Genomic DNA, 19,860 nt, shown 5'->3' with positions numbered 1-19,860 from the left:
ACATGGTTGACCTCAAAGATGGAACGTTAGGATTTTTAAATGACAACAACCAAGGCCAACAAATATGCAGTTCCCGCGTTGGACAAGGGACTCGACATATTAGAGTTTTTGGCAACAAAGGACATTCCTCTCTCGCAAAAGGAAATTGCTGACGGGATTGACCGCAGCGCGAATGAAATTTATCGCGTGTTGGTTGGTTTAGAAAGCCGCGGTTACTTAATCCGAGATGACGTTTCAGGCAAGTACCGCGTATCTCTGAAGTTATTTACGCTGTCTAGGCGCCTGTCGCCTATCGATAAATTACGTCAAACAGCCATTCCTATCATGGAAGACTTTGCAGCCAATCACGGCCACTCTTGCCATTTAAGCATGTTGCACCAAAGTCAGGTAATGGTAGTGGTTCAAGCACGTAGCCCTGCGCCTGTTTCTCTAGCCATTGCAGAAGGCACGCTATTCCCTTCCGTTCAAAGCACTTCAGGAAGGCTGCTACTGGCACATAGTAAAGAAGCCGTTCGCGAACTGATTTATGAACGCGATGAAGATTATGTGGCCATGAATACCGAGCAACGCCAAGCGTTAGATGCCAACTTAAATGATATTGTGAAAAAGGGATATTGCTTCACACATAGTCTTCTCACCGAAGGCGTGACTGTCTGTGCTGCCATTGTGGGAGAACCCAACGGTGCGGTGATCGCGGCATTGTCTGTGTCTTCGCTGACTTCTAGTATTGGCAAAGATACCGATCAGCAAGCGTTGATTGAGGCTGTGATTGATACCGCCAACAAAATATCAGAACGTGTAGGCTGCTAACACTGACAAGATTGTTCTAGCTTTGTTCGCGCGCATTGAAGTATTTGAATGCGCGCAACTTACGTGCATTAAATAAAAACTAACTGTTGGTCATCGGTACGAAGTAATTGACCTCGATAACCCCATACTTTTTCAATAGTATCAAGGTTAAGCACCTGCTCTGGTGCGCCTTCGGCAATCAGCTCTGAGTCATGAATTAACCATGTTCGATTGCAGAATCGAAGCGCTTGATTCAAATCGTGCACAATTGCTACAACACACCATTGTTGTTCGTCACACAGCTGTTTAAGCAAACTCAAAATGTCGTGCTGCTGAGCTAAATCTTGTGCGGATGTAGGTTCATCTAGCAGCAAGATTGGCGGTTCGCTGGCTTGCGACAATTGCACCAATACACGCGCCAAATGGACTCGCTGACGCTCCCCGCCCGACAGTAGTGAATACAACCGGTCGGCCAAGTCCCACACCGACGTTTTTTGCATGGATTCGCGTACCACGCGTATTCCATCTTGTTGCTTGTAGCTTAAAGGGATTAGCCCCAGTTCAACCACCTCTTGAGCTGTAAATGGAAACGATAGTTCGCTCGCTTGAGGCAATACCGCAAGCTGCTTTGCCAATGCTTGACGATTCCACTGTTCGCGGGCTCGGCCATAAAAAGAAACACTCCCCGATGCCATAAGCTCGCCCGTCATCGACTTGAGAAAGGTTGATTTGCCGGCCCCATTGGTGCCTAAAAGTGCAATAAAGTCGCCACTATTAGCCTCTGCCAAATCCACATTAAGAATGTTTTTCTCACCCATTGCATACTTTAAATGCGCCACTGAAAACATGGTTTACTCCTAAAATATTCGTCGGCGCATGCGATACAGCAGTGCCATAAAGAAAGGTGACCCGATAGCAGCCGTAACAAGGCCTACAGGCATTTCTGAAGGACTCATTGCAACGCGTGCAATTGAATCTGCAATCAACATTAATGCAGCTCCGAGCACTGCACAAATTGGCAATAAACGCGTGTGATTAGGCCCAACTAAGGTGCGAACAATATGCGGAATAACAAGTCCAACAAAGCCAATAATGCCGGACACTGAAACCGCGATCCCCACCCCCAACGCAGTGAGCAAAATAAATTGGCGTTTCATTCGTTCAACATCAATGCCTAAATGGCGCGCTTCGGATTCCCCCAAAAGCAGAGCATTCAAAGCCGATGCTTTGAATTGAAAGCACACCATAAGAATCACTGTGACCGCCGCCATAAGGCCGAGCTCTGTATCAGACGCTGAAGCCACAGAGCCCATTTGCCACAAACTTAAATCACGTAGCCCTTGTTCGCTGGCAATAAAGGTAAGAAAGCCGATCATTGCGCCTGCAAAACCGGCAATAGCAACCCCCGCTAGCAGCAACAACGTCACCGAGGTTCCTGCTGGTCCTTGCGCCAACTTATACACCATTAAAGTCACCAGTAATCCGCCGCCAAAGCCCGCTATTGGTAATGCGTATGCGCTGATTGAAGCAGGTAACAGTACGATGCAAATCGCGGCACCTAGTGCAGCTCCTGAACTCACACCTATGATGCCGGGATCAGCTAAAGGATTACGAAAAACACCTTGCATCACCGCGCCACATTGAGCGAGCAAAGCGCCCACCATCATAGCCAGTAAGGTGCGTGGCAATCGCAGTTCCATCACTACAATTTGTTCATACCCCGACAAACCACTGTGGTCTGTACCAAACAGCCCATCCCACAACGACCACATACTCTGACTCAATGATAGAGGCATCGCGCCAGAGCCTATCGAACTCATCAACGACAACCATAAAACACCCGCCAGTGGCAATGCTATGGCGTATTTAGACCAATGACGAATCATGACGATGCGTTCAACTGAGCAGCCACCGCAGACGCTTGTTGCAATGCCGACAAGCTAATCCCAGCCACTAAACTTGAGGCATCAACAATCACAATTCGATGCTGTGCGGCTGCAGGCGTGTGCGCCAGCGCGGGCATATTTTTGAGCACTTGTTCAACCGACAAGTCTCCTTGAGCCGCAATCACTATGACTTCCGGTTGCAGTGTTAATAAAGCTTCTTCGGAAATAGAACGATAGCCTTGATAATTGGCCTGGGCGGGCAGCCCTAACAAGCTTAAGAATGCATGGCCCGCTGTGCCCTTGCCAGCTTGACGCATGCCTTTACCTTGCATGCTCAATAAGAACACTGACGATGACGCCTCATAGGGGTACATTTGAAGGATGCTTTGTTGTTTTTCGACTTCCTTCAGCGCGCTACTCGAATCAACATTGAGTGCTTTTGCCACCGCTTGAATATTTTGTTTCAGTTGCTCCGCATTCGTTGCTGTCGCATGCTGAATCACTGGCACATCAAGCGCCTTGAGTGCCGTTAATGTTTCTTTAGGTGCCATGTGTTCGCTGCCAAAGACCAAAGTTGGCTTGAGGCTTAACAGTCCTTCTGCAGGCAGCGCTCGATGATAACCCACACTGGGTAAATCAAGTCCTTCAGGCAAGGATGAAGTCACATCCACTCCCACCAATAAGTGCTGTTGATTTAGGGCTATAAGTATTTCAGTAGTGCCAGCATCGGTACTGATCACGCGAGTTTCTGCCGCGCTAGGCAAAGCGGTGACCAACAGTGCGATCATGAGCGTTAGGCCTTTCATAATATGAGCAACGTGCGGCATATAGCTTGCCGTGAGACGGTCAATGGGAGACATGATATTTCCTTTATTCTGAGTCGCTATTTTGAGGCGACATAAGTAATCCAACATTGCTGATTTGATGGTGTTGCAACAATGAAATTAATTGTATGAGATGCTCTGAAGGCACTTCTCGGTCAATGGCTAGTTGCGTCGGTGTGGTGCTCGTGACGTGCGCCAGCAATTGAGATTCGAATTCTGTGTATGTGGCGAATGACTGCGCATCGATCCACCAGCGCGGCGGTGAATCTTTTAGCCCAATCACCACAGGTTCGCTTGCATCTGCAACGACACTGAGCCCCTGCTGATCGGAAGGTAAATCAACATCTATTTGCATCACAGGCGCGTTAGAAGTGGCCAATAAAAACACCACCACAATGAATACGATGTCGATCAATGGCGTCAGCTCAATCGCCCCAGAAGAGGGATCTGAACATGTCGAACTTTTAATCATGCCGCTTCTCGTTTTACATCAGTCCAATGGGTGACCTTACCCGCTAACAACAATTGGCATTGATTCATGGCAAATTCAGCATTGGCAATAACTTGATCAATCCACAATTGAAATAGATGCACGGCAATCAGAGCTGGCAACGCAATAAACAAGCCTGCCGCAGTGGTGTACATGGCCATGCCAAGCCCAGCGGCAAGCACTGCCGGCTGAATTCCACCCTCGATAAGAGATACATCATCAAAGACCGTGATTAGACCCAGCACCGTCCCCAGCAACCCTGTTAGCGGCGCGATAATCGCGATGAGCTGCAGCACTCGAATGCCTCGTTGCAGGTGTCGGCGCTGCTGTGCCAACCAGATCTCAGCAATTTCTTCTCGAATTGCTTTATCTTCGGCTTGATGCTGAGCGAGCAAATTGACGCCTCGAGCAATTAATGAAGTCTTGTAGCCGTTGGCCCAAAGTGGTGCTTTCGCCAAGATTTTTGCCCGAGAGATCGACAGTCCCCCCAACACCCAACACCGTTCCAATATGAGCGTAATAACAATTATAGATTGAATGGCTAAGGGCCAACTCAATTCACCAAGCTGCTGCGTAAACGTTTGATTAAACATAAAAATCTCGATAAAACAGTACTGATTGAACAGTGTTACTGCAGTGAAAAATTAATTGGGATCTGGACTCTTGACGGCACACGTGAATCCCCGCGCTGCCGGCCTTCAAACTGCCATTGAGCGACGGCTGTGAGCGCCGCTAAATCCAGTGAGTCAACACCCGAACTCGTTAAAATAATGGTATTGAGTTGACGGCCAAATTCGTCTAATTGAATCTCTAGCCACACGACTCCTTCTTGGCCTCGACGTTGTGCCAATCGTGGGTAAACCGGTGGTTGCGGCGGTGTTCTAAATGAAGGTTCAGTCACGATTTCATTGTGTAGACCCGAGTCTTGCTCAGGCTCGACAGTGTCGTTGAGCACTGTGGGAACAAGATCCGCATCGACGTCTAGATTAGGCGAATCTTCATCCAGTGCTTGTCTGTCATTCTGTTGTTCAGCAACAGGTTCGCTTTGTTGAGCTATTTCCGCATCGGGCTCAATCACTTCCACCGCTTCAATAGGGTCGTACGCATCGGGGCTGATGACCTCTGAAACCTCTACATCTTGATTGACCGGTTCAGGCATGGCCTGAACATCAGGTTCAACGGAGTCATTAGTTTCAGAAACGGAGCTAGGCAATTGAAATACATGCATGGATAAACTCGATGGGGCGCTGAGCATTTCCACGTGCGAAGTGTCTTGAACTGAGAGTTCCATTGCTAAGCCAATATGGATTGCAACAGCTACGACAAACGCCCAAACCCTCACATCAGAGCGAGTTGCTTGAGCGCCAAGCCATTCAAATTTTGCATTTTCAGTAACCATACCGTCGAGCTTCATAGGACATATTTCAGAATTTTTCTATTGATAATGATAATGAGATCCATTATCGTTCGCAACAAATTTAATCAGGTTCTGACTCAAGGTCATTTCTTTCAATCACACCTAATGGATCATTTAAAACACATGAAGATGTTTAAACAATTCCCTTTATCACTCCTCGCACTGGCGATTAGTAGCGCAACACTGTCACAACATGCCATTGCAGCTGACGACAGCAAACAAGCAACGCAACTTGCCGTTGTTCATGTCAACGCAACGCGAACAGAACAAGTCAAAGAAGATGTCACTCGGCAAATTGCAGTGGTGAGTGCTGAAGAAATTTCAGAAATTCAACCGAATTCTGTTGCAGAAACTGTAAAATACCAAGCCAACGTCAGCATTGAAGGCGGCGCGGTTCCTGGTAATCAAAGTATCAACATTCGCGGTTTATCGGGCGAAAAAGTGCTTCAAGTGATCGACGGCGCTCGCAGTAACACCAACTTCTCGCACCGCCCTTCTTACTTTTTAGACCCCGAATTACTGTCTTCAGTGGAAGTATTGAAAGGACCTTCAAGCAACCTTTGGGGATCAGGTGCTTTGGGCGGCGTTGTGGTTCAAAATACCATTACTGCTGATGATGTTATTGCTGCCGGAAAGTCGGTCGGAGGATTCGTCAAAGCTGGATATCAAGATAATGGCGATGTGTGGAATACCACAGGAACAGTGGCCGCCAAAAATGATGAATTTAACGGCCTATTTGCTGCAACGTTCCGTGACAGTAGCGAAATGGAGCAAGGCAACGGTAATACGCTGTATGGTACAGAAGCTGAAAATTCGACAATTTTGGCTAAACTCGGCTGGAATTTAGACTCCCACCAAACTCTTAATTTTCAAGTACGACGAGCAAATCTCGAAGGGGTTCCACCCACAGTGGGCTCGGCAGACGATCTGATAAACGGCTCGGAAAACCTGATTCAGCGCGACGTTACAGATACTCATATAGCAATCGACTATAAGATATCTGGCACATCTCCACTACTGAACCTCACTACAAAAGCCTATTACAACAAGTCAGAAAATGAAGAAACGCCGCTGTTCGGCGGCACCGATCAAAGTGATGTTGAAACCATTGGCTTTAATATCATCAACACCTTTGATTTAGGGAAAACATCAGTAATGGCAGGCATTGATGGTTACCGCGACACAGTCAACACCAGCCGTGCCGAGAACCCTGATTCTAGCAATCGTCCAGAGCCTCCGTCAGAAGCAGAGAGCAATGTATGGGGTGCATTTACTAACGTCACACACATTATCAATGAGCAATGGCAGGTTGAAGCCGGCTTGCGCTACGATCACTTCGACACAGAATCAGCGGACTTAGATTCTGATTACAGCGAGAGTTCATGGTCACCATCAGCCGCGATCCGCTGGAAGGCAACTGACTGGCTGCGCTGGACATTGCGATACGACGAGGCATTTAGAGCCCCTTCCTCCTATGAATTATATATTCAAGGTACTCACTTTAACTACGGTGCTCCGGGGTGGGACAATGTATTTGTTGCAAATACTGATCTCAAACCTGAAAAATCAGCCAATATTGAACTCACGGCAGATTTGAATTTTCAGAATGTATTCGGCAAGGACCAGCTGTCACTGTTCGCTACTGTCTTCAAAAATGATGTAGACGACTTTATCTACCTTAACGTCGTCACCGAAGATGACTTTGGCGCTCCACCATCGTGCAACTGCATTACCGGCACGTCCACTCACCTTAACGCGACAGATGCCGAGCTTAAGGGGTTTGAAGTTGGGGCAGACTATAGTATCGGCGCTTTGTCAGCCAGTCTGAGCTATGGTCAAACTCATGCCAAAGGCAACACCGTGGTGGGTGACCAAGTTACACGCGACTACTTGGCCGGCATTCCCGCCGACAAGTGGGTTGCTGATGTGAACTACGGTTTTTGGGACATCGACACTAAAGCCGGTGTTCGAGTCATGCATGTATCTGAGCAAGATCGAGTTCCAGCAGCCGACGCAGAAGCCACTGAATATGATGGCTACACTTTAGCTGATGTGTATGTCAGCTGGGAACCTTCGACGTTTGCCCAAGGACTTAAAATCGATTTAAGTCTGAACAATGCGTTTGATCAAAACTATCGCGTTGCATGGTCAGAGGTTTATGAACCTGGGCGTTCAGTTCGCTTGTCGGCGAAATATTCATTCTAATCGCCAATGTTAAGGGGGCTTGCCCTCTATTTTTAACCATCGTCTTAGGAGAGTTGAATGAGCGAATTAACGCTGAATCAATCCTATGTAAGTCCGTTGTTAGAAGAGTTACCAACGTGGGGAAAAACCACTACAATCGTGATTCATTTAGGCAGCGTATTTGAATTTAAAGGTCATTTTCCATCGGGCAGTTATAGTCATGGCTATTTCAATTTGAGTAGCGGAGGCGAAGGCTTCGAGGGTCATATTCGAACATCAAATATTGCATCCGTTGGATTTCAAGACAAACCTCATCGTGGGGTACAAAGTTTGGCATTGCTGTTTAATGATAAAAACGGAGACAATGTATTTAAAGTCTTTGTGGGCCGAGAAGAAAATGGCGAATTAATTCAAACCCAAGTTCTCCGTTTTAGACAATTACAAGAGCTTGCCTCTCAATACGCACCGCCAATTCAGGAGCCCTCATGAAAAGTGAAATAGCGGAACAACGCATTAGCAACGAAATCCTCGAGTTTTTAGAGTCTCAGCGTACTCTCAATTTATCAACACTGGATGAAGACGGTCATCCTTATGCGTCGTATGCACCATTCGCGATTGGCGATGACTGTTTTTATATTTTGGTCAGTGATATTGCTGTTCATGGCTTGAACCTAAAACGGAACTCCAAAGCAGCCGTGCTGATCGTTCAGGATGAATCGCAAGCGGATACTATTTTTGCTCGCGTGCGCGTCAATTACCAAATTAGCGCAGCACATATTGCCCATCAAACTGAAGAGTTTGAATCTGGGCTCGCCATACTCGCAGCGCGCCAAGGCGAACGTATCGAGCAGCTTGCTGCTCTCAATGACTTTAATTTGTTTCGTTTAACACCGCTTAACGGCCGTTATGTGAAGAATTTTGGGAAAGCCTTTTCTATTACCGGAAATACGCTCACTGGGGACAGCATCGATCATTTGCGTGACGGACACAAACCTCGCAAAGCTGCAGTTTAATCTGTCTTTTTCACATTCATTCAAAAAAGCTCGGAGCTTTCAAAGCTCCGAGCTTTTTTATTTAAAGGCTTGGGCCGTGATTACTGGAACATTTCCTTAATCGCTCGAGCCATATCTTTACCGGCATCTTCAAGACCTTGGTTCAAATGCTGCGCTTGAAGTTTTTCCTTCACGTTTTCTAAATCTTCACCTGAAATCTCACGAACCCCCACGGCTAATACATCGCCACTGACACTATCGGTTAACTTGGTTTCCAAGAATAATTTCACCTCTTGATCGCGCCCGCCCGCAGCGCTATTTACCCCAGCAGCCACCAATGCAAAAGGTAAATACTCATAAGGGGCTAAGTCTTCATTGGAAATTGAAATACCTGTAATCGCCATTTCCACGCGGAGCACCCCCGGCGCAGACGTGTTGGTGATCGGAATAGCCGATGCCATGGCGTCTTCAATCAATCGTGTTAATTTACCTTGCAACGTCAGCATCATCTCCATAGAGATCTGCTCTGTGGGTTGAGGTTTTGGAAACACAGTGACCGGGGTGATAATTGCATGGTGATAAGCTGACTTATCAAAACCTGGCGCGATAAATCTGTACACCACCTGATCTTCAGGAGCTTGGACGCTAGCCAGCTTATCGTAGTAGGTTTCAGTTAAGAAGCCTGAATTTTTTTGCGGTGCCGGTGATGACGTTGAAGCACAACCGGCCATCACAACTGCGGCGGCGGCAACGAGGCATAAAAGAGAGCGCTTCGCGTCAAACCCTAAAGACAATGGACTCATCGGTTTATTCCTTTTAAAATTTTTTAACAGAACAAAATGTAACTAGCTGATGTAAATATAGTAGTAGTTTAGTGAAGTGCTCATTGCCATATTTATAAATACTTTAAATACTTAATAGTATCCAAAACTCAGCTCTGGCCTGCACCTTTCCTTGATAATGGCCTCGAGCAAAGCCCCCTTCAGCGCTATCATTCAACTCCATAGCGTTCGACCTCCAATCAACATACTCATCACTTATGTGAAAAAATTAAAACTTCGAGCACAGTTTTTCATTGTCTTTTGTATACAATGGCCATCCTTATATAATTGGATGAATAGAGCTGTATCATGCCAAAACATCATTATTGCTCGATGCTCGCATCGGCCTTTCTTAGTCTTTCTGCGTTTAGCCCGCTTGCTCAAGCCACTGTTGTTCACTTCAAAACATCAATGGGTGATTTTGACGTCAACCTTTTCGATAGCTCAACCCCTCAAACGGTTGCCAACTTTTTGAGCTACGTGAATGACGAGGATAACTCCTTTGATCAATCAATTATTCACCGCTCTTCACCTGGCTTTGTCATTCAAGGTGGTGGTATTGGATATGATGCAGAAACACAACTGCTCTCCACACTACCCAGTGAAGCCCCGGTCGAAAATGAGCCTGTTTTTTCAAATGTTCGTGGCACCATTGCCATGGCGAAAAGCGCTTCGTCTCCCGACAGCGCGACACGCCAGTGGTTCTTTAGTACCGCAAACAATGCTGCAAACTTAGATTCTCAAAATGGCGGATTCACTGCGTTCGGTGTGGTCATGGGTGATGGTATGGACGTGGTTGACGCAATTGCAGGATTGCCGGTCTATAACGCAGGAGGTGTGTTGGCCGAATTGCCTTTAAGAAACGATCCAGATGTTGATACGGATCTCACCGACCAACACTACGTGATCATTGAATCGATTACGGTCACCGATCCAAACACAGACACCCATTTGGATTTAATGCCGCCTTTATCAACATATGAACCTCCCACGCCTACAGATCCCGATGATGGCGGCAGTAGTTCAGGCGGTGGTGGAGGTGGAAGCTTGGGCTTTGCATCTTTGCTTGGCCTAGCCTTGTTAGGGTTTCGAAAAAGGCTTCGTTAATTTTAAATCTTGACGTAAAAAAGGCTGCACATTGCAGCCTTTTTTATTGAAACAACTTCATATTACTTCGGTGTTAACCAAGGCATTATGTCGTTCTATTTATTTCGACAATAGGTTCGCTGCTGACGCACCGGTTTCTTTCGCAAACTCTTTGACGATGATCATGAAGTCATCCAACGTCACTTCTTCTTTCTCTTCTTGATCTGCAATACCTTTTTTGATGCCTGTCACGACAAGTTCACCTGATGCTCCATCTGAGATTTTACCTTCCCAAACTAGCTGAACGACGCGCGCACGGTTACCCGTCAATGCCATAGTACTGCCGACAACAGCGCCAATTGGCATCACTTCCCAACCTGTCATTCCTAAAGGTTGTGACGAGCTGCTGGTGAGAGCCGAGGCAAATACTAGTGTATCGGGCCCAGCTGTATCTACAATCTCATAGGTTTTGCTAAGCTCTTTTTTCAATTCATCCGTTAATTCTGCAAGCACCTTTTGGGTGACCGCAACAACTTTTGGATTTTCTTCAAACTCTGCTTTTTTCTCAGGGTTCACAATGTAGAGTTCTACAGGCTCGACTACTAATTTGGTGTATTTTTTAGCATCGTAGCTTTTGCTCACCCAGCGGAAATGTTCATCATCTACCGCAGTTAAGTTTTCGTAATTGTCGAGGTAACCTGAAAATTCCGTTTCTGATTCAATTTCGCCTTGTGAGTTTGCACAACCGCCTGCAATAGCAATCATACTAGCGCCAAATAATGCGATAAATCCCTTTGATAAATTGAATTTTTTCATATCTTTTCTCTTTGTTAAATACAAACAACACACCCACAACAAAGCATCGCAAGTTGATCCCTGCAATCCTCAGTCATATAACTATAGACAAAAACGAGAACAGGCCTATTAAATTAATAATAAATATATAATTTATTTAATTTAGCGAGCGTCCACTGGTGTTCGTACTGATAACTTGCTAATGCTCGTCCTCACTCAAATCGTCCATCGAGCTTTGCTCTGGCGTCGACCGTTGCGAATCAGATGTTCCTTCAGGTGACTCCTGGTTCACAATATTTTCAGACAACTTAATATCTCCCGGATTCGCTACTTGTTGGCTTGGCGCTAACTCTAGGCTGATTTCTGTTGATAACGCGTGTTGTTCTGTGGGGACGGTGTTTAGCTCGATTTTAACCTTCGATACGGCCTCCTCGGCAGCCTGATTATTCCTTGTTTCTCTCATGACCGAGCCGCTTTCAGTAGCCTGATGCACAGGTTCAATTTCCGGATTCTGTTCATCTATTATTTGCTCGGAAGGAAGTGGAGGCTCTTCTGGTTGAACATTCGCTTCAGGAGGTACGATGCCATCATTCAGCCCCAGTTCTTGAGCATTTTTCCTAGCAACACTTTTCTTAACCACTTCACCTTTTTGCTCTAGATCTTCAAAGGTACTGCGTTTCCCTAGGTTGTACACGGCATAACCTGCGCTGACAAATTGATTTTGTGCCCTGCCAAGTACTACCGCATCAAACGGCGCTCGAATTTCTTCCACCGAATCTGTAATCGGATTTCGAACGACGCCAAGCAACTTTCCTTTGCGGGGCTTCTCTCCCAGCTCGACTTCATTGATCAGAATTCCACCTTGCCTAGAGCGCACCCACTTCGACTCGTAAAAGATGGGTTGCGGTTTAGACCAAAAGTACGAACGCTTGATCATGCCCTGGGATGCAAGGTAGCTCCTAACACTCTTCACGCTAATTTCAACCATACCCACGTCCAACGTAAATGGCCCGCCCACTTCCATCACCACAGTAGGGATCCCCGCTGCCGTAGCAGAGCCTCGCAAGCTGCCCAGCGGAGCAAGGCTTTGAAGCACTGCAATTTCGCCAAATTCACTGGCCATATCAGCCACCGCAGTCGTGGTTAAGTCGGCTCTGAGTTGCGGTAGATTCTCGCGATACATCGATCCCGAATGCAAATCGATTAAGCTGTCACAGTGCTTCACGATGTTGTTAAAGAGACTGTAAGCGACCTGTGCAGCCGTGGTGCCATTGGGTGAGCCGGGAAATGCTCGATTTAAGTCGCGTCTGTCGGACATGTACCGATCTTTTCGCCACAATCCATCCATGTTGACCACGGGAACAGAAATAATGCTACCTTTTAGTTGAGCTGGATCAATGTTTTGCACCACTCGTCGAGCAATCTCAACACCATTCACCTCATCACCATGCAGCGCAGCGGTGAGACAGATACGCGGACCGGGCTCGCTACCATGAACAATGACAACCGGCGTGGCCATTTGAAAGCCCCCCGGTAAATGGCCTGAGAACCAACCCAAAGCTTGTTCAGTGCCGGGGGCAACGCTACCGCCCAGTAATTCCAAATTGCCCCACTCAGGCTCTACAGCTTCGTTATTTGCTGATTGTAGTTGCGGATACGCGGCTGAATCCGCTACCGGCAAACCTTGAGAAGATTCGGCCTCAACAGCCTCTCCCACTAATTCAGCCGATCCTATCTCAACATCCGTGATTAAATCTGCATCGGGTAAGTTTTCGTGGGAAGTTTCTCTGGCAAAAGTAGGCGTTATATCTTCATTTTCATTGAGTAAGGCTTGCTCTTGTGCAGCAAGGAAGTGAGGCGTCAATAGCGCGAAATACATTGACATGATCGCAACCATTGAACGGGACTTAATGCTTTTTTTCATGCAATATCTACTTAATTGAGAGTTCAGCCTGCTACAACACGCAACGAACATTAATATAACTAATGTAGTCGCATCCCTAAAATGAGCGACACTAAAATTGACACCCCGAAAAAGGGTTGGTTCGTTGTAATCGGTTAATTTAATTCAAAAACTTCCAATGGAACGCCAGAAGCCAGCATCCCCTGCTGCATGATCGCTAACTTGTTTTGATATACATTCTCAGCAAGAGGTTGCGCTTTGCCAAAATTGAGCTGAGATAATTTTTGAGCTTGGGCACTTTGCTTTTTAAATTCCTCTAAATCTGATGTTAGCGTTTGACTATTGCCCACTGAGGGCATCAAAACATGGCTAATACAGCGATTCTGTTGAGCCATGCAAAGCCCTGCGGGGTCGAGATCATAAGCTGCGATCACCGGAACATGCTCGCTTACAGCGCATAACAAAGCCTTTGTTCCTTTCGATTCGTTGTTGTAACCACGAAATACAATCAGCGCATGATGAACAACGGCCGGCAGATTAAATCGATGAAACTCATCAAAACTATCGAGGTTTTCAACAACAACCACAGCCTTCAGTTCCCCCTTATTCAGTGTGGTCACATCAACTCTTAGTGATTGTCCTTGTGGCAGAGTTCTGCCATGACCAAATTCGAGCAAGGGACGTGAAACCGACTTCACAATCACATAGTGTTGTTCAGGCTGAATGGGGGCTGATTTATGAATACGCGTGCGCCCAAAGTCGGAGCGCGTTTGGAATTGTTCCACTTCTGCAAAGGATAAATTTAGAGCCGCTTCGATTTGACTTTTAAGTGCCTGTTTTTGTAGGTGTGTTAACTCAATCTGATGCAAGCCCTCATGCCCACCAAGGTAATCTTGTTGCTCTAACCACTGGTAAAGGCGAGTGCCGACTTTAATCCTCCGGTTAGGCGAATTAAAAAAACGTGTTAAGTCAGCAAGTGGCGCTTTCATTAGCGCAGACCTAGATGCACATCTTCAATAATATAATTGCCGTTAAACTGGGCATGGGGATGGCCTTGCGTTCCCATTTCAAAAAAATGTTGTTCTTCTGCTGATAAGCCTTGGAAACCACCCATCACGGCATAAATCCACACTTCCTGCTCAAACGGCAGCTGTTGTTGCTGATGGTAACTCAATGCCGAGATGAGCACTTGACCATCGATTACTTGGCAGAAGTAATCTTCTACCGCAGCTTTAAGCGGCTCGGCGTCGAGCGCAATTGAAGCTTGCGGTTCCAATACAAAGGTTTGCGCAAGGGGGCTACTGTCTTGATGGTCTAGGTTGTGCGTCACTTGTTTCAAGCGCGCCACAATAGTTTGCAGCTCAAGCTCATGCGTACTGTTATTCACATTCGCCTGTGCAGGCTTGAGCATCGGGCTTGGACGATTGAATAAACTGGGCACCTGATGGCTCTGCGAATACTCTCTGGGTTTGTAATCAGGCTTTTGCGCCATGTGCAGGGCAAAGCCTTTTAACAATTGTGATCGCCCTAAATACTCACGAAATTGTCCCAAAAGCTCGATCAGTCGGCTCTGAACTGTGCTTAATTCAAGCGAAATATCGCTGTGACTGCGATGCAATGCATTTACCAGCAAACGCCGTAATTCACGGTTACCACCTGCAATTTCCGTTAGTTCTTCAAAGTCGAGCATTTCGAGCTGATTCAGCATGTCGGTCACTTGGCTTTGTGCCAGCTGATTTTCTCGAATTTTGGCTTTGACCGATGCCACATAACCAAATTCATTATGAATCCTATTCCACAAACTACGCACACTACTTTTAAGCGTTTCGGCCAAACCGTAGGTTTGTTCGGTGAGCTCTTCTAGGTGAACTTCTGCGTCTGTGAATTTGTGATGATGAAGGGCTTCCTTGTAGTGTTCAGCTAACGTTTTGATCATGCTTAAACGAGAGCCAATATTCGCATCGACCTGACGGTTGCGGTCGTCACGTAAACTGCTTTCCAGCATGGCACGAACTGCGCGCCTTAAGCGCAGATCTTCGCTTGGCTCTGGCCGCCACAAAACGCCGAGCTGAATGAGATTTTCAATCACTTGAGGCGAATGCTCAATCTCACTGATATGACCGGAAAGATAAGCTTTCATGATGATATCGGAATGATTGCTGAGTGCTTTGAGCAGTTTCACGCCCGCCGCATGCAACGGTTGGCTCATAACAACTCACCTTGTTTAATGGCATCTTCGGCCTGCTCGGTCAGCGCTAAGTTTTCGCTTTCACCAATAAATTTTATAACCTCAAAAACATAATCAATTTTACCCGTTGCCACATATATCAACTTATCAGGGTTTGGACGAAGCAGATATCCTGTTTCAGTTAAGCGTTTAAACACTAACTTGAGTTGCGCATCAACCACATTACTCGATGAATTAAACAACGGATAATGAGAGATTTTTGCCAACTGCTCAGTAAAAGCAGGGGTATCTTCAATAATGGTTTGCAATTCATTTAACCGCACCACACAGCCCTCACTCAGCGGCGCATTTTGCCCTGTGGCCTCTTGCACTAGTACCAGCCACTCCACCAAAGGGAGAAGGCTATTGGCGGTTTCTTTAAACTGTGCGGTGAGGTGTCGTCGTTCGGTGTCTCCGATGGCTTGATAAGCGCAAAAGAACACATCGTTATCAGCCACTTTTGTGAGAGTTCGGTTGAGCAGGCTCAAATTTGATTCAATGGCTTCTGCATTCGCGTCGACCATTAAGAACCGATAGCCTTCTTCGTCTGTGGTTTGACAAATAAAATGTCCTGACAACAAACGTTCTAATACACGACCTTTTTCGCTCATCATGATGCCACCTCCTTAGAGCTACCCGCCTGTGCCGCTTGTTGAATACGCTGACTAATGGCACTGAGCTTCGGCTGCACAATTTGCAGACGTCGCTTTTCTTTGTCGATCAGATAGCGATTCTCGAATAGATTGAGCACTTCGGAATCTGGGTTCGGAAACGCACCAAGTACCGTAATTTGGTTGTTTGCACAGGCATCGAAAATCTTCGCCACGTTGTGATTTGCCAAAGTGCCAATTTCATCAATTGGCCAATGGATAGTGGCTTTCGAGTCGCCTCTGAGTAGACGTGTGAAAGCAAGTAAGAACTTACACAGAATTAAATACGCCATGCCATGACTGGAGGATTCATTGAGCTGTTTGTCGGTTCGAATCACCAAATGACTGGCCCCCTCTTTCAAGTGCAATTCAATGTCTAACAATTGGCTTATCCCGCCTTGCAATACAGCTCTGCCTAGTATGTCGAGCACGGTGCGCATTGCATGTGCATAGTCTTCATCTGGCAGTATTTGGCTCTCTTGTTGCAGCCAATGTTGATGGAGCTGATTAAAACGTTGAAGCTCTGGCCAAAACTCAAGTTCACTAATGCGACTTCTAATTTTAACCGAAGACTCTGATACGCCATCGAGGAATAACTCCTCGTCAACCTCTTTGCTAATACGCCGGCTTTGCTGTGCAATGCGTTTATCGATGTCTGACAAAATATGATAGTACTGGCTTAAATCATTGCCAAAATTACGCCCGAGGGTTCTTAGGCCTTCGATCTTTTGCGGCACAATGACATTCAGTAGTTGGTCTAGATGTGTCACCATGCGACGCGCATCTGGCAGCATCACTCCAAGCCCATTGTCGACCATGCATTCGCTTCGACTTTGCTCCCAAATATCCGACAAGCTAGTGCCGGCTTTTTGGCCAATGCTATTGTCGAAATAGCGAATGTGTTGCTCGACTTGGCTCAATAGCTTGGCTTGCTGCTCAATTAATTGTTGGCACTCACTTGCGCGCTGAGCCGGCGAACCTTGAATTTCAGAGCCCGTACTTTTGGCTAAATCCAACAAGGCAAGTTGCTTTAACTGTGACTGAATATTCCGCACAACTTCTTTGGTTACTCCAATGCTTCTGTCCAGAGAGCTGATCTGTTCTTTGTGCGCCTGTTGATGCTGCTTAAATTGTTGCCGTTTTTCATCCAATGCACGCTGGGTGGTTCCGCTTTTTTGACGTGCATCGGTAAGTTTCTGCTGAAACTGGTTCTTCTCGTTAGTGAATACCAACTGATGCCAACGCTTGTAATCCAACACCGCATCTCGATGACGATGAGTCACCTCAATACGAGACTTTAAGTCTCTAATCTTCTGTTTCAGCTCACTAATTTTATCAACATCAACGTCTCGCTCAGCTAACTGATCCTTGAGCCATTTTTCAGATTCTTTGCGACTTTGTCGGTAGGCTGTATGAGCTTGTTTAATTTGCTCATCAAGCGTTTCAATTTGCGCCTCATAATCACCGGTAATTTGTTCCCAATGCGCTTTTTTCTCAATCAATGCATCCTGCGCCTGATCATCAACCTGTTCTAATGCATCAGCTTTACGACTGGCGAGCTTTTGCAACGCTTGTTTGGCTTCATCCACTCGCTTTTGTTGCTCTGTTTTTCGTGCACTCAGCGCCTGCCGATGCTCAGCAATGAGCTGACGTTTTTCATCTAGCATGCGTTGACGAGACTGACCGGCAATTGCTAATTGTGATTGCAATGATGTGAGCAGTTTCTCTTTGTCTCTGAGTTGCTGATTGAATCTACCCAGCTCAGCTTCTAGTTGCTGCTGCGCATTGAGCTCTGCTTGATGATCATCGTGCGCTTGGGTTAGTCGAAGCTGCAATTGAGCTTCTGTTTGCACCATCTCAGGTACTTCAATGGCATCAGTATCGAGCCGCAATCCATACAATGATGGCGTTGTGGAAGCGTCTTCAATGACACGCGGATTAAGATCAGTACGAATCAGCAAATCGGGATGAATGACCTTGCCCACATAGTGCTCCCAACCTTGATGTTGGGTCCGTAAAAAACCGAGCAAGGTATTTTCAGCGGGATACAATAGCGTCTCAATATTCTCTACGTGCTGAACACATTTGGCCACTCGCTGACGCGCAGATGTGAGCTGTTCATTGAGCTGGTCTTGTTCACGTTTTAGTTCTGCCTGCAGCTTTTGTTGCTGATGCAATGCTTCGCGACTGTAGTCTTCTTGCTGTACGGCTTCATCCAGCGCTGCTTCAATCAAGTTCTGAGCACCTAGCTCTTGCTCAGTAAAGCTCGCGTGACTCAACTTGGTGGTCAGCTCCGACAGTTGAAGCTGAATATCTTGTGCTTGGCGGGCAAAATCGTCTTGCACTTGTTGTCGGTCGAGTTGTTGTTGTTGCTGCAGCTCTTGCAGATCCGACTTTGCATTGAGTTGGTTGCGGTGCAACGCATCATTAAGCGTGCTGCGTTGCTTATTTTGCGCCGATTGCTCTTTGTTGTGACGCTCTTCTATTTCAGCCAACTGACGGTTGTAAGCGGCTTCAATATCTTGGTGTTGCTCTGTTAACAAAGCGTGTGTTTGTTGCGCTGCATCCACATCGCTCTGCCATTGCGGGAGCTTTTCAATGTTGTCTCGGTGGGTTTCAATGTCTTTGTCCATCCAGTCATCGAATTCCAATTCAATTTGGTCGAGTCGCTGCTCGCTGCTTTGAACGTCACCTTGTGCACTCGACAACGCCTCTTGTAACTGCTCTCGCGCCTGTTCCCAGTCTTCTGTGACTTGCTGCAATGTGGCTTTTAGGGTTGATAAAGCGTCTTCATCTTGGGTCAGCATTTGGTTCAATTGGCTTACATCCAAATTTAATGAAAATGCCAAATCAGACAGACGTTGTTCGGTCTGCTGCAGTTGAATATCAGATTGCTGCAGAGCCTTAAACTGAGGACGTAAACCATCGAATTCAGCAATGAGCTGACATTCTTTAATCCATTCATCGACTTTCGCGCGGCTGATACGAGAATTGGGAGTGCTGACGCCTTCTTCTTCTAAGATCGCGGCAATCATGGCTTTAATGGTTTCCATTTTGCCTTCTTTGGAGTGCACCGCCTTAATTAACTTTTCGATATGCCGCAGGTTGTGGCCAGACTCGCAAACACTAAAAAAGCGAGCATCTGAAATTAGGTTGCGCTTCTCACTGCTGCTGTTCATGACCACTCGGTCATTTTGAATCACTGCCCTGAACTCTTTGGTGTTAAGCTTTTTACTTGTCATCACCCCCGCATTTTTACAATTGCGAATGATTTCAACTAAAGGGATGCTGCTGGATTCTCCGGTGAGATCTACACGAACAAAGTCATCCATTTCAAAAGTTTTATGAATGAGTCGGTAAACAACCCCTGTGGATGAACTGGTGAGCACCGCCATGCACATTTGGCCGTCAGCACGCTGGTATTCATAAATAATGAAACTCGATGTTCGCGGTAAGTACCACGCCTGAAAGCTGTCTCGTGTGGAGGGCACCACTCGACTGGGCGCTTCGCCATAAAACACGGGAAGTAAACGCTGTAAGGTGGTTTTACCAGAAGCATTGGTGCCGCATATATTGGTGTGCCCTTTGAGTTTTAGTTCCACCACACCCGGAAGGTGGGTATCAATTAATATAATGCGAAGCAAACCTGTCATGGCGACCTATTTCATCCGTGTTTTGGAGTATGTGGCTATCTTATATCATAACTCTTAAGCAACGCGTAAACCGCAATATCATTGGCGTGCAGAGTCATTCAACAAGTGTTTATTTTGAGTTCAAAATATGGCTAAAACAACAG

At 46.5% G+C, this 19,860-nt stretch carries 18 protein-coding genes; 5 read left to right on the top strand and 13 right to left on the bottom strand.

All coding sequences use genetic code 11. The features are described 5' to 3' along the window. The first annotated feature begins 39 nt into the window (after positions 1–39). On the top strand, positions 40–810 hold the full coding sequence (locus tag NAF29_RS07970) for an IclR family transcriptional regulator (RefSeq protein WP_251261051.1): 771 nt from the start codon (positions 40–42) through the stop codon (positions 808–810). 68 nt (positions 811–878) lie between these two features. Here NAF29_RS07970 and NAF29_RS07965 read toward each other — a convergent pair whose 3' ends face one another. From NAF29_RS07965 to NAF29_RS07940, 6 genes are read right to left on the bottom strand one after another with little or no spacing between them, the layout of a single operon-like run. Continuing rightward, a complete protein-coding gene (locus NAF29_RS07965) occupies positions 879–1,637 on the bottom strand; it encodes a heme ABC transporter ATP-binding protein (RefSeq protein ID WP_251261050.1) in 759 nt (252 codons plus the stop codon). Between the two features lie 9 nt (positions 1,638–1,646). Beyond that, positions 1,647–2,675: a FecCD family ABC transporter permease gene (locus NAF29_RS07960; protein WP_251261049.1), complete on the bottom strand. Its 1,029-nt coding sequence runs from the start codon at positions 2,673–2,675 to the stop codon at positions 1,647–1,649. Then, a complete protein-coding gene (locus NAF29_RS07955) occupies positions 2,672–3,535 on the bottom strand; it encodes a heme/hemin ABC transporter substrate-binding protein (RefSeq protein ID WP_251261048.1) in 864 nt (287 codons plus the stop codon). Before NAF29_RS07955 ends, NAF29_RS07960 begins: the two co-directional genes overlap by 4 nt. A gap of 10 nt (positions 3,536–3,545) precedes the next feature. Further along, the gene (locus NAF29_RS07950; protein ID WP_251261047.1) at positions 3,546–3,971 is read right to left on the bottom strand and encodes an ExbD/TolR family protein; all 426 of its coding nucleotides are present in this window, start codon (positions 3,969–3,971) and stop codon (positions 3,546–3,548) included. Further along, complete coding sequence (locus tag NAF29_RS07945) at positions 3,968–4,582, bottom strand: MotA/TolQ/ExbB proton channel family protein (protein ID WP_251261046.1); 615 nt, start codon at positions 4,580–4,582, stop codon at positions 3,968–3,970. The genes NAF29_RS07950 and NAF29_RS07945 overlap by 4 nt, the downstream gene beginning before the upstream one ends. 35 nt (positions 4,583–4,617) lie before the next feature. Further along, entirely contained in the window at positions 4,618–5,403 is a 786-nt protein-coding gene (locus NAF29_RS07940; protein WP_251261045.1) for an energy transducer TonB, read from the bottom strand. 126 nt (positions 5,404–5,529) lie between these two features. Here NAF29_RS07940 and NAF29_RS07935 point away from each other — a divergent pair, with 126 nt between their 5' ends. The 3 genes from NAF29_RS07935 to NAF29_RS07925 are packed head-to-tail and all read left to right on the top strand — an operon-like array spanning position 5,530 to position 8,603. Beyond that, complete coding sequence (locus tag NAF29_RS07935; RefSeq protein WP_251261044.1) at positions 5,530–7,611, top strand: TonB-dependent hemoglobin/transferrin/lactoferrin family receptor; 2,082 nt, start codon at positions 5,530–5,532, stop codon at positions 7,609–7,611. Positions 7,612–7,668: 57 nt separating this feature from the next. After that, positions 7,669–8,079: a heme utilization cystosolic carrier protein HutX gene (gene hutX, locus NAF29_RS07930; protein ID WP_251261043.1), complete on the top strand. Its 411-nt coding sequence runs from the start codon at positions 7,669–7,671 to the stop codon at positions 8,077–8,079. Further along, a complete protein-coding gene (locus tag NAF29_RS07925) occupies positions 8,076–8,603 on the top strand; it encodes a HugZ family pyridoxamine 5'-phosphate oxidase (protein ID WP_251261042.1) in 528 nt (175 codons plus the stop codon). The genes hutX and NAF29_RS07925 overlap by 4 nt, the downstream gene beginning before the upstream one ends. Positions 8,604–8,683: 80 nt before the next feature. On the opposite strand, the gene NAF29_RS07920 is transcribed toward NAF29_RS07925, so the two are convergent. Further along, positions 8,684–9,385: a DUF3313 domain-containing protein gene (locus NAF29_RS07920; protein WP_251261041.1), complete on the bottom strand. Its 702-nt coding sequence runs from the start codon at positions 9,383–9,385 to the stop codon at positions 8,684–8,686. Between the two features lie 327 nt (positions 9,386–9,712). Between NAF29_RS07920 and NAF29_RS07915 the strand changes: the two genes are divergently transcribed. Further along, positions 9,713–10,510 (top strand): peptidylprolyl isomerase, encoded by a 798-nt coding sequence (locus NAF29_RS07915; RefSeq protein WP_251261040.1) that lies wholly within the window; start codon positions 9,713–9,715, stop codon positions 10,508–10,510. A gap of 99 nt (positions 10,511–10,609) precedes the next feature. On the opposite strand, the gene NAF29_RS07910 is transcribed toward NAF29_RS07915, so the two are convergent. The 6 genes from NAF29_RS07910 to NAF29_RS07885 form a co-directional block, all read right to left on the bottom strand. Continuing rightward, positions 10,610–11,305, bottom strand: coding sequence for a DUF3313 domain-containing protein (locus tag NAF29_RS07910; protein WP_251261039.1), 696 nt, complete (start codon positions 11,303–11,305; stop codon positions 10,610–10,612). Between the two features lie 178 nt (positions 11,306–11,483). Then, positions 11,484–13,169, bottom strand: coding sequence for a succinylglutamate desuccinylase/aspartoacylase family protein (locus NAF29_RS07905; protein ID WP_251261038.1), 1,686 nt, complete (start codon positions 13,167–13,169; stop codon positions 11,484–11,486). 173 nt (positions 13,170–13,342) lie between these two features. Then, positions 13,343–14,176: a DUF7281 domain-containing protein gene (locus NAF29_RS07900; RefSeq protein ID WP_251261037.1), complete on the bottom strand. Its 834-nt coding sequence runs from the start codon at positions 14,174–14,176 to the stop codon at positions 13,343–13,345. Then, entirely contained in the window at positions 14,176–15,396 is a 1,221-nt protein-coding gene (locus NAF29_RS07895; protein ID WP_251261036.1) for a hypothetical protein, read from the bottom strand. Before NAF29_RS07895 ends, NAF29_RS07900 begins: the two co-directional genes overlap by 1 nt. Then, the gene (locus tag NAF29_RS07890; protein WP_251261035.1) at positions 15,393–16,028 is read right to left on the bottom strand and encodes a hypothetical protein; all 636 of its coding nucleotides are present in this window, start codon (positions 16,026–16,028) and stop codon (positions 15,393–15,395) included. The genes NAF29_RS07895 and NAF29_RS07890 overlap by 4 nt, the downstream gene beginning before the upstream one ends. After that, positions 16,025–19,717: an ATP-binding protein gene (locus tag NAF29_RS07885; RefSeq protein WP_251261034.1), complete on the bottom strand. Its 3,693-nt coding sequence runs from the start codon at positions 19,715–19,717 to the stop codon at positions 16,025–16,027. Before NAF29_RS07885 ends, NAF29_RS07890 begins: the two co-directional genes overlap by 4 nt. Positions 19,718–19,860 lie beyond the last annotated feature (143 nt).

Origin of the sequence: Echinimonas agarilytica (assembly GCF_023703465.1) — a bacterium.
Taxonomy (GTDB): Bacteria; Pseudomonadota; Gammaproteobacteria; order Enterobacterales; family Neiellaceae; genus Echinimonas; species Echinimonas agarilytica.
Note: the sequence above shows the minus strand (reverse complement) of the source record. Positions and strands in the feature narration are given on the sequence as shown.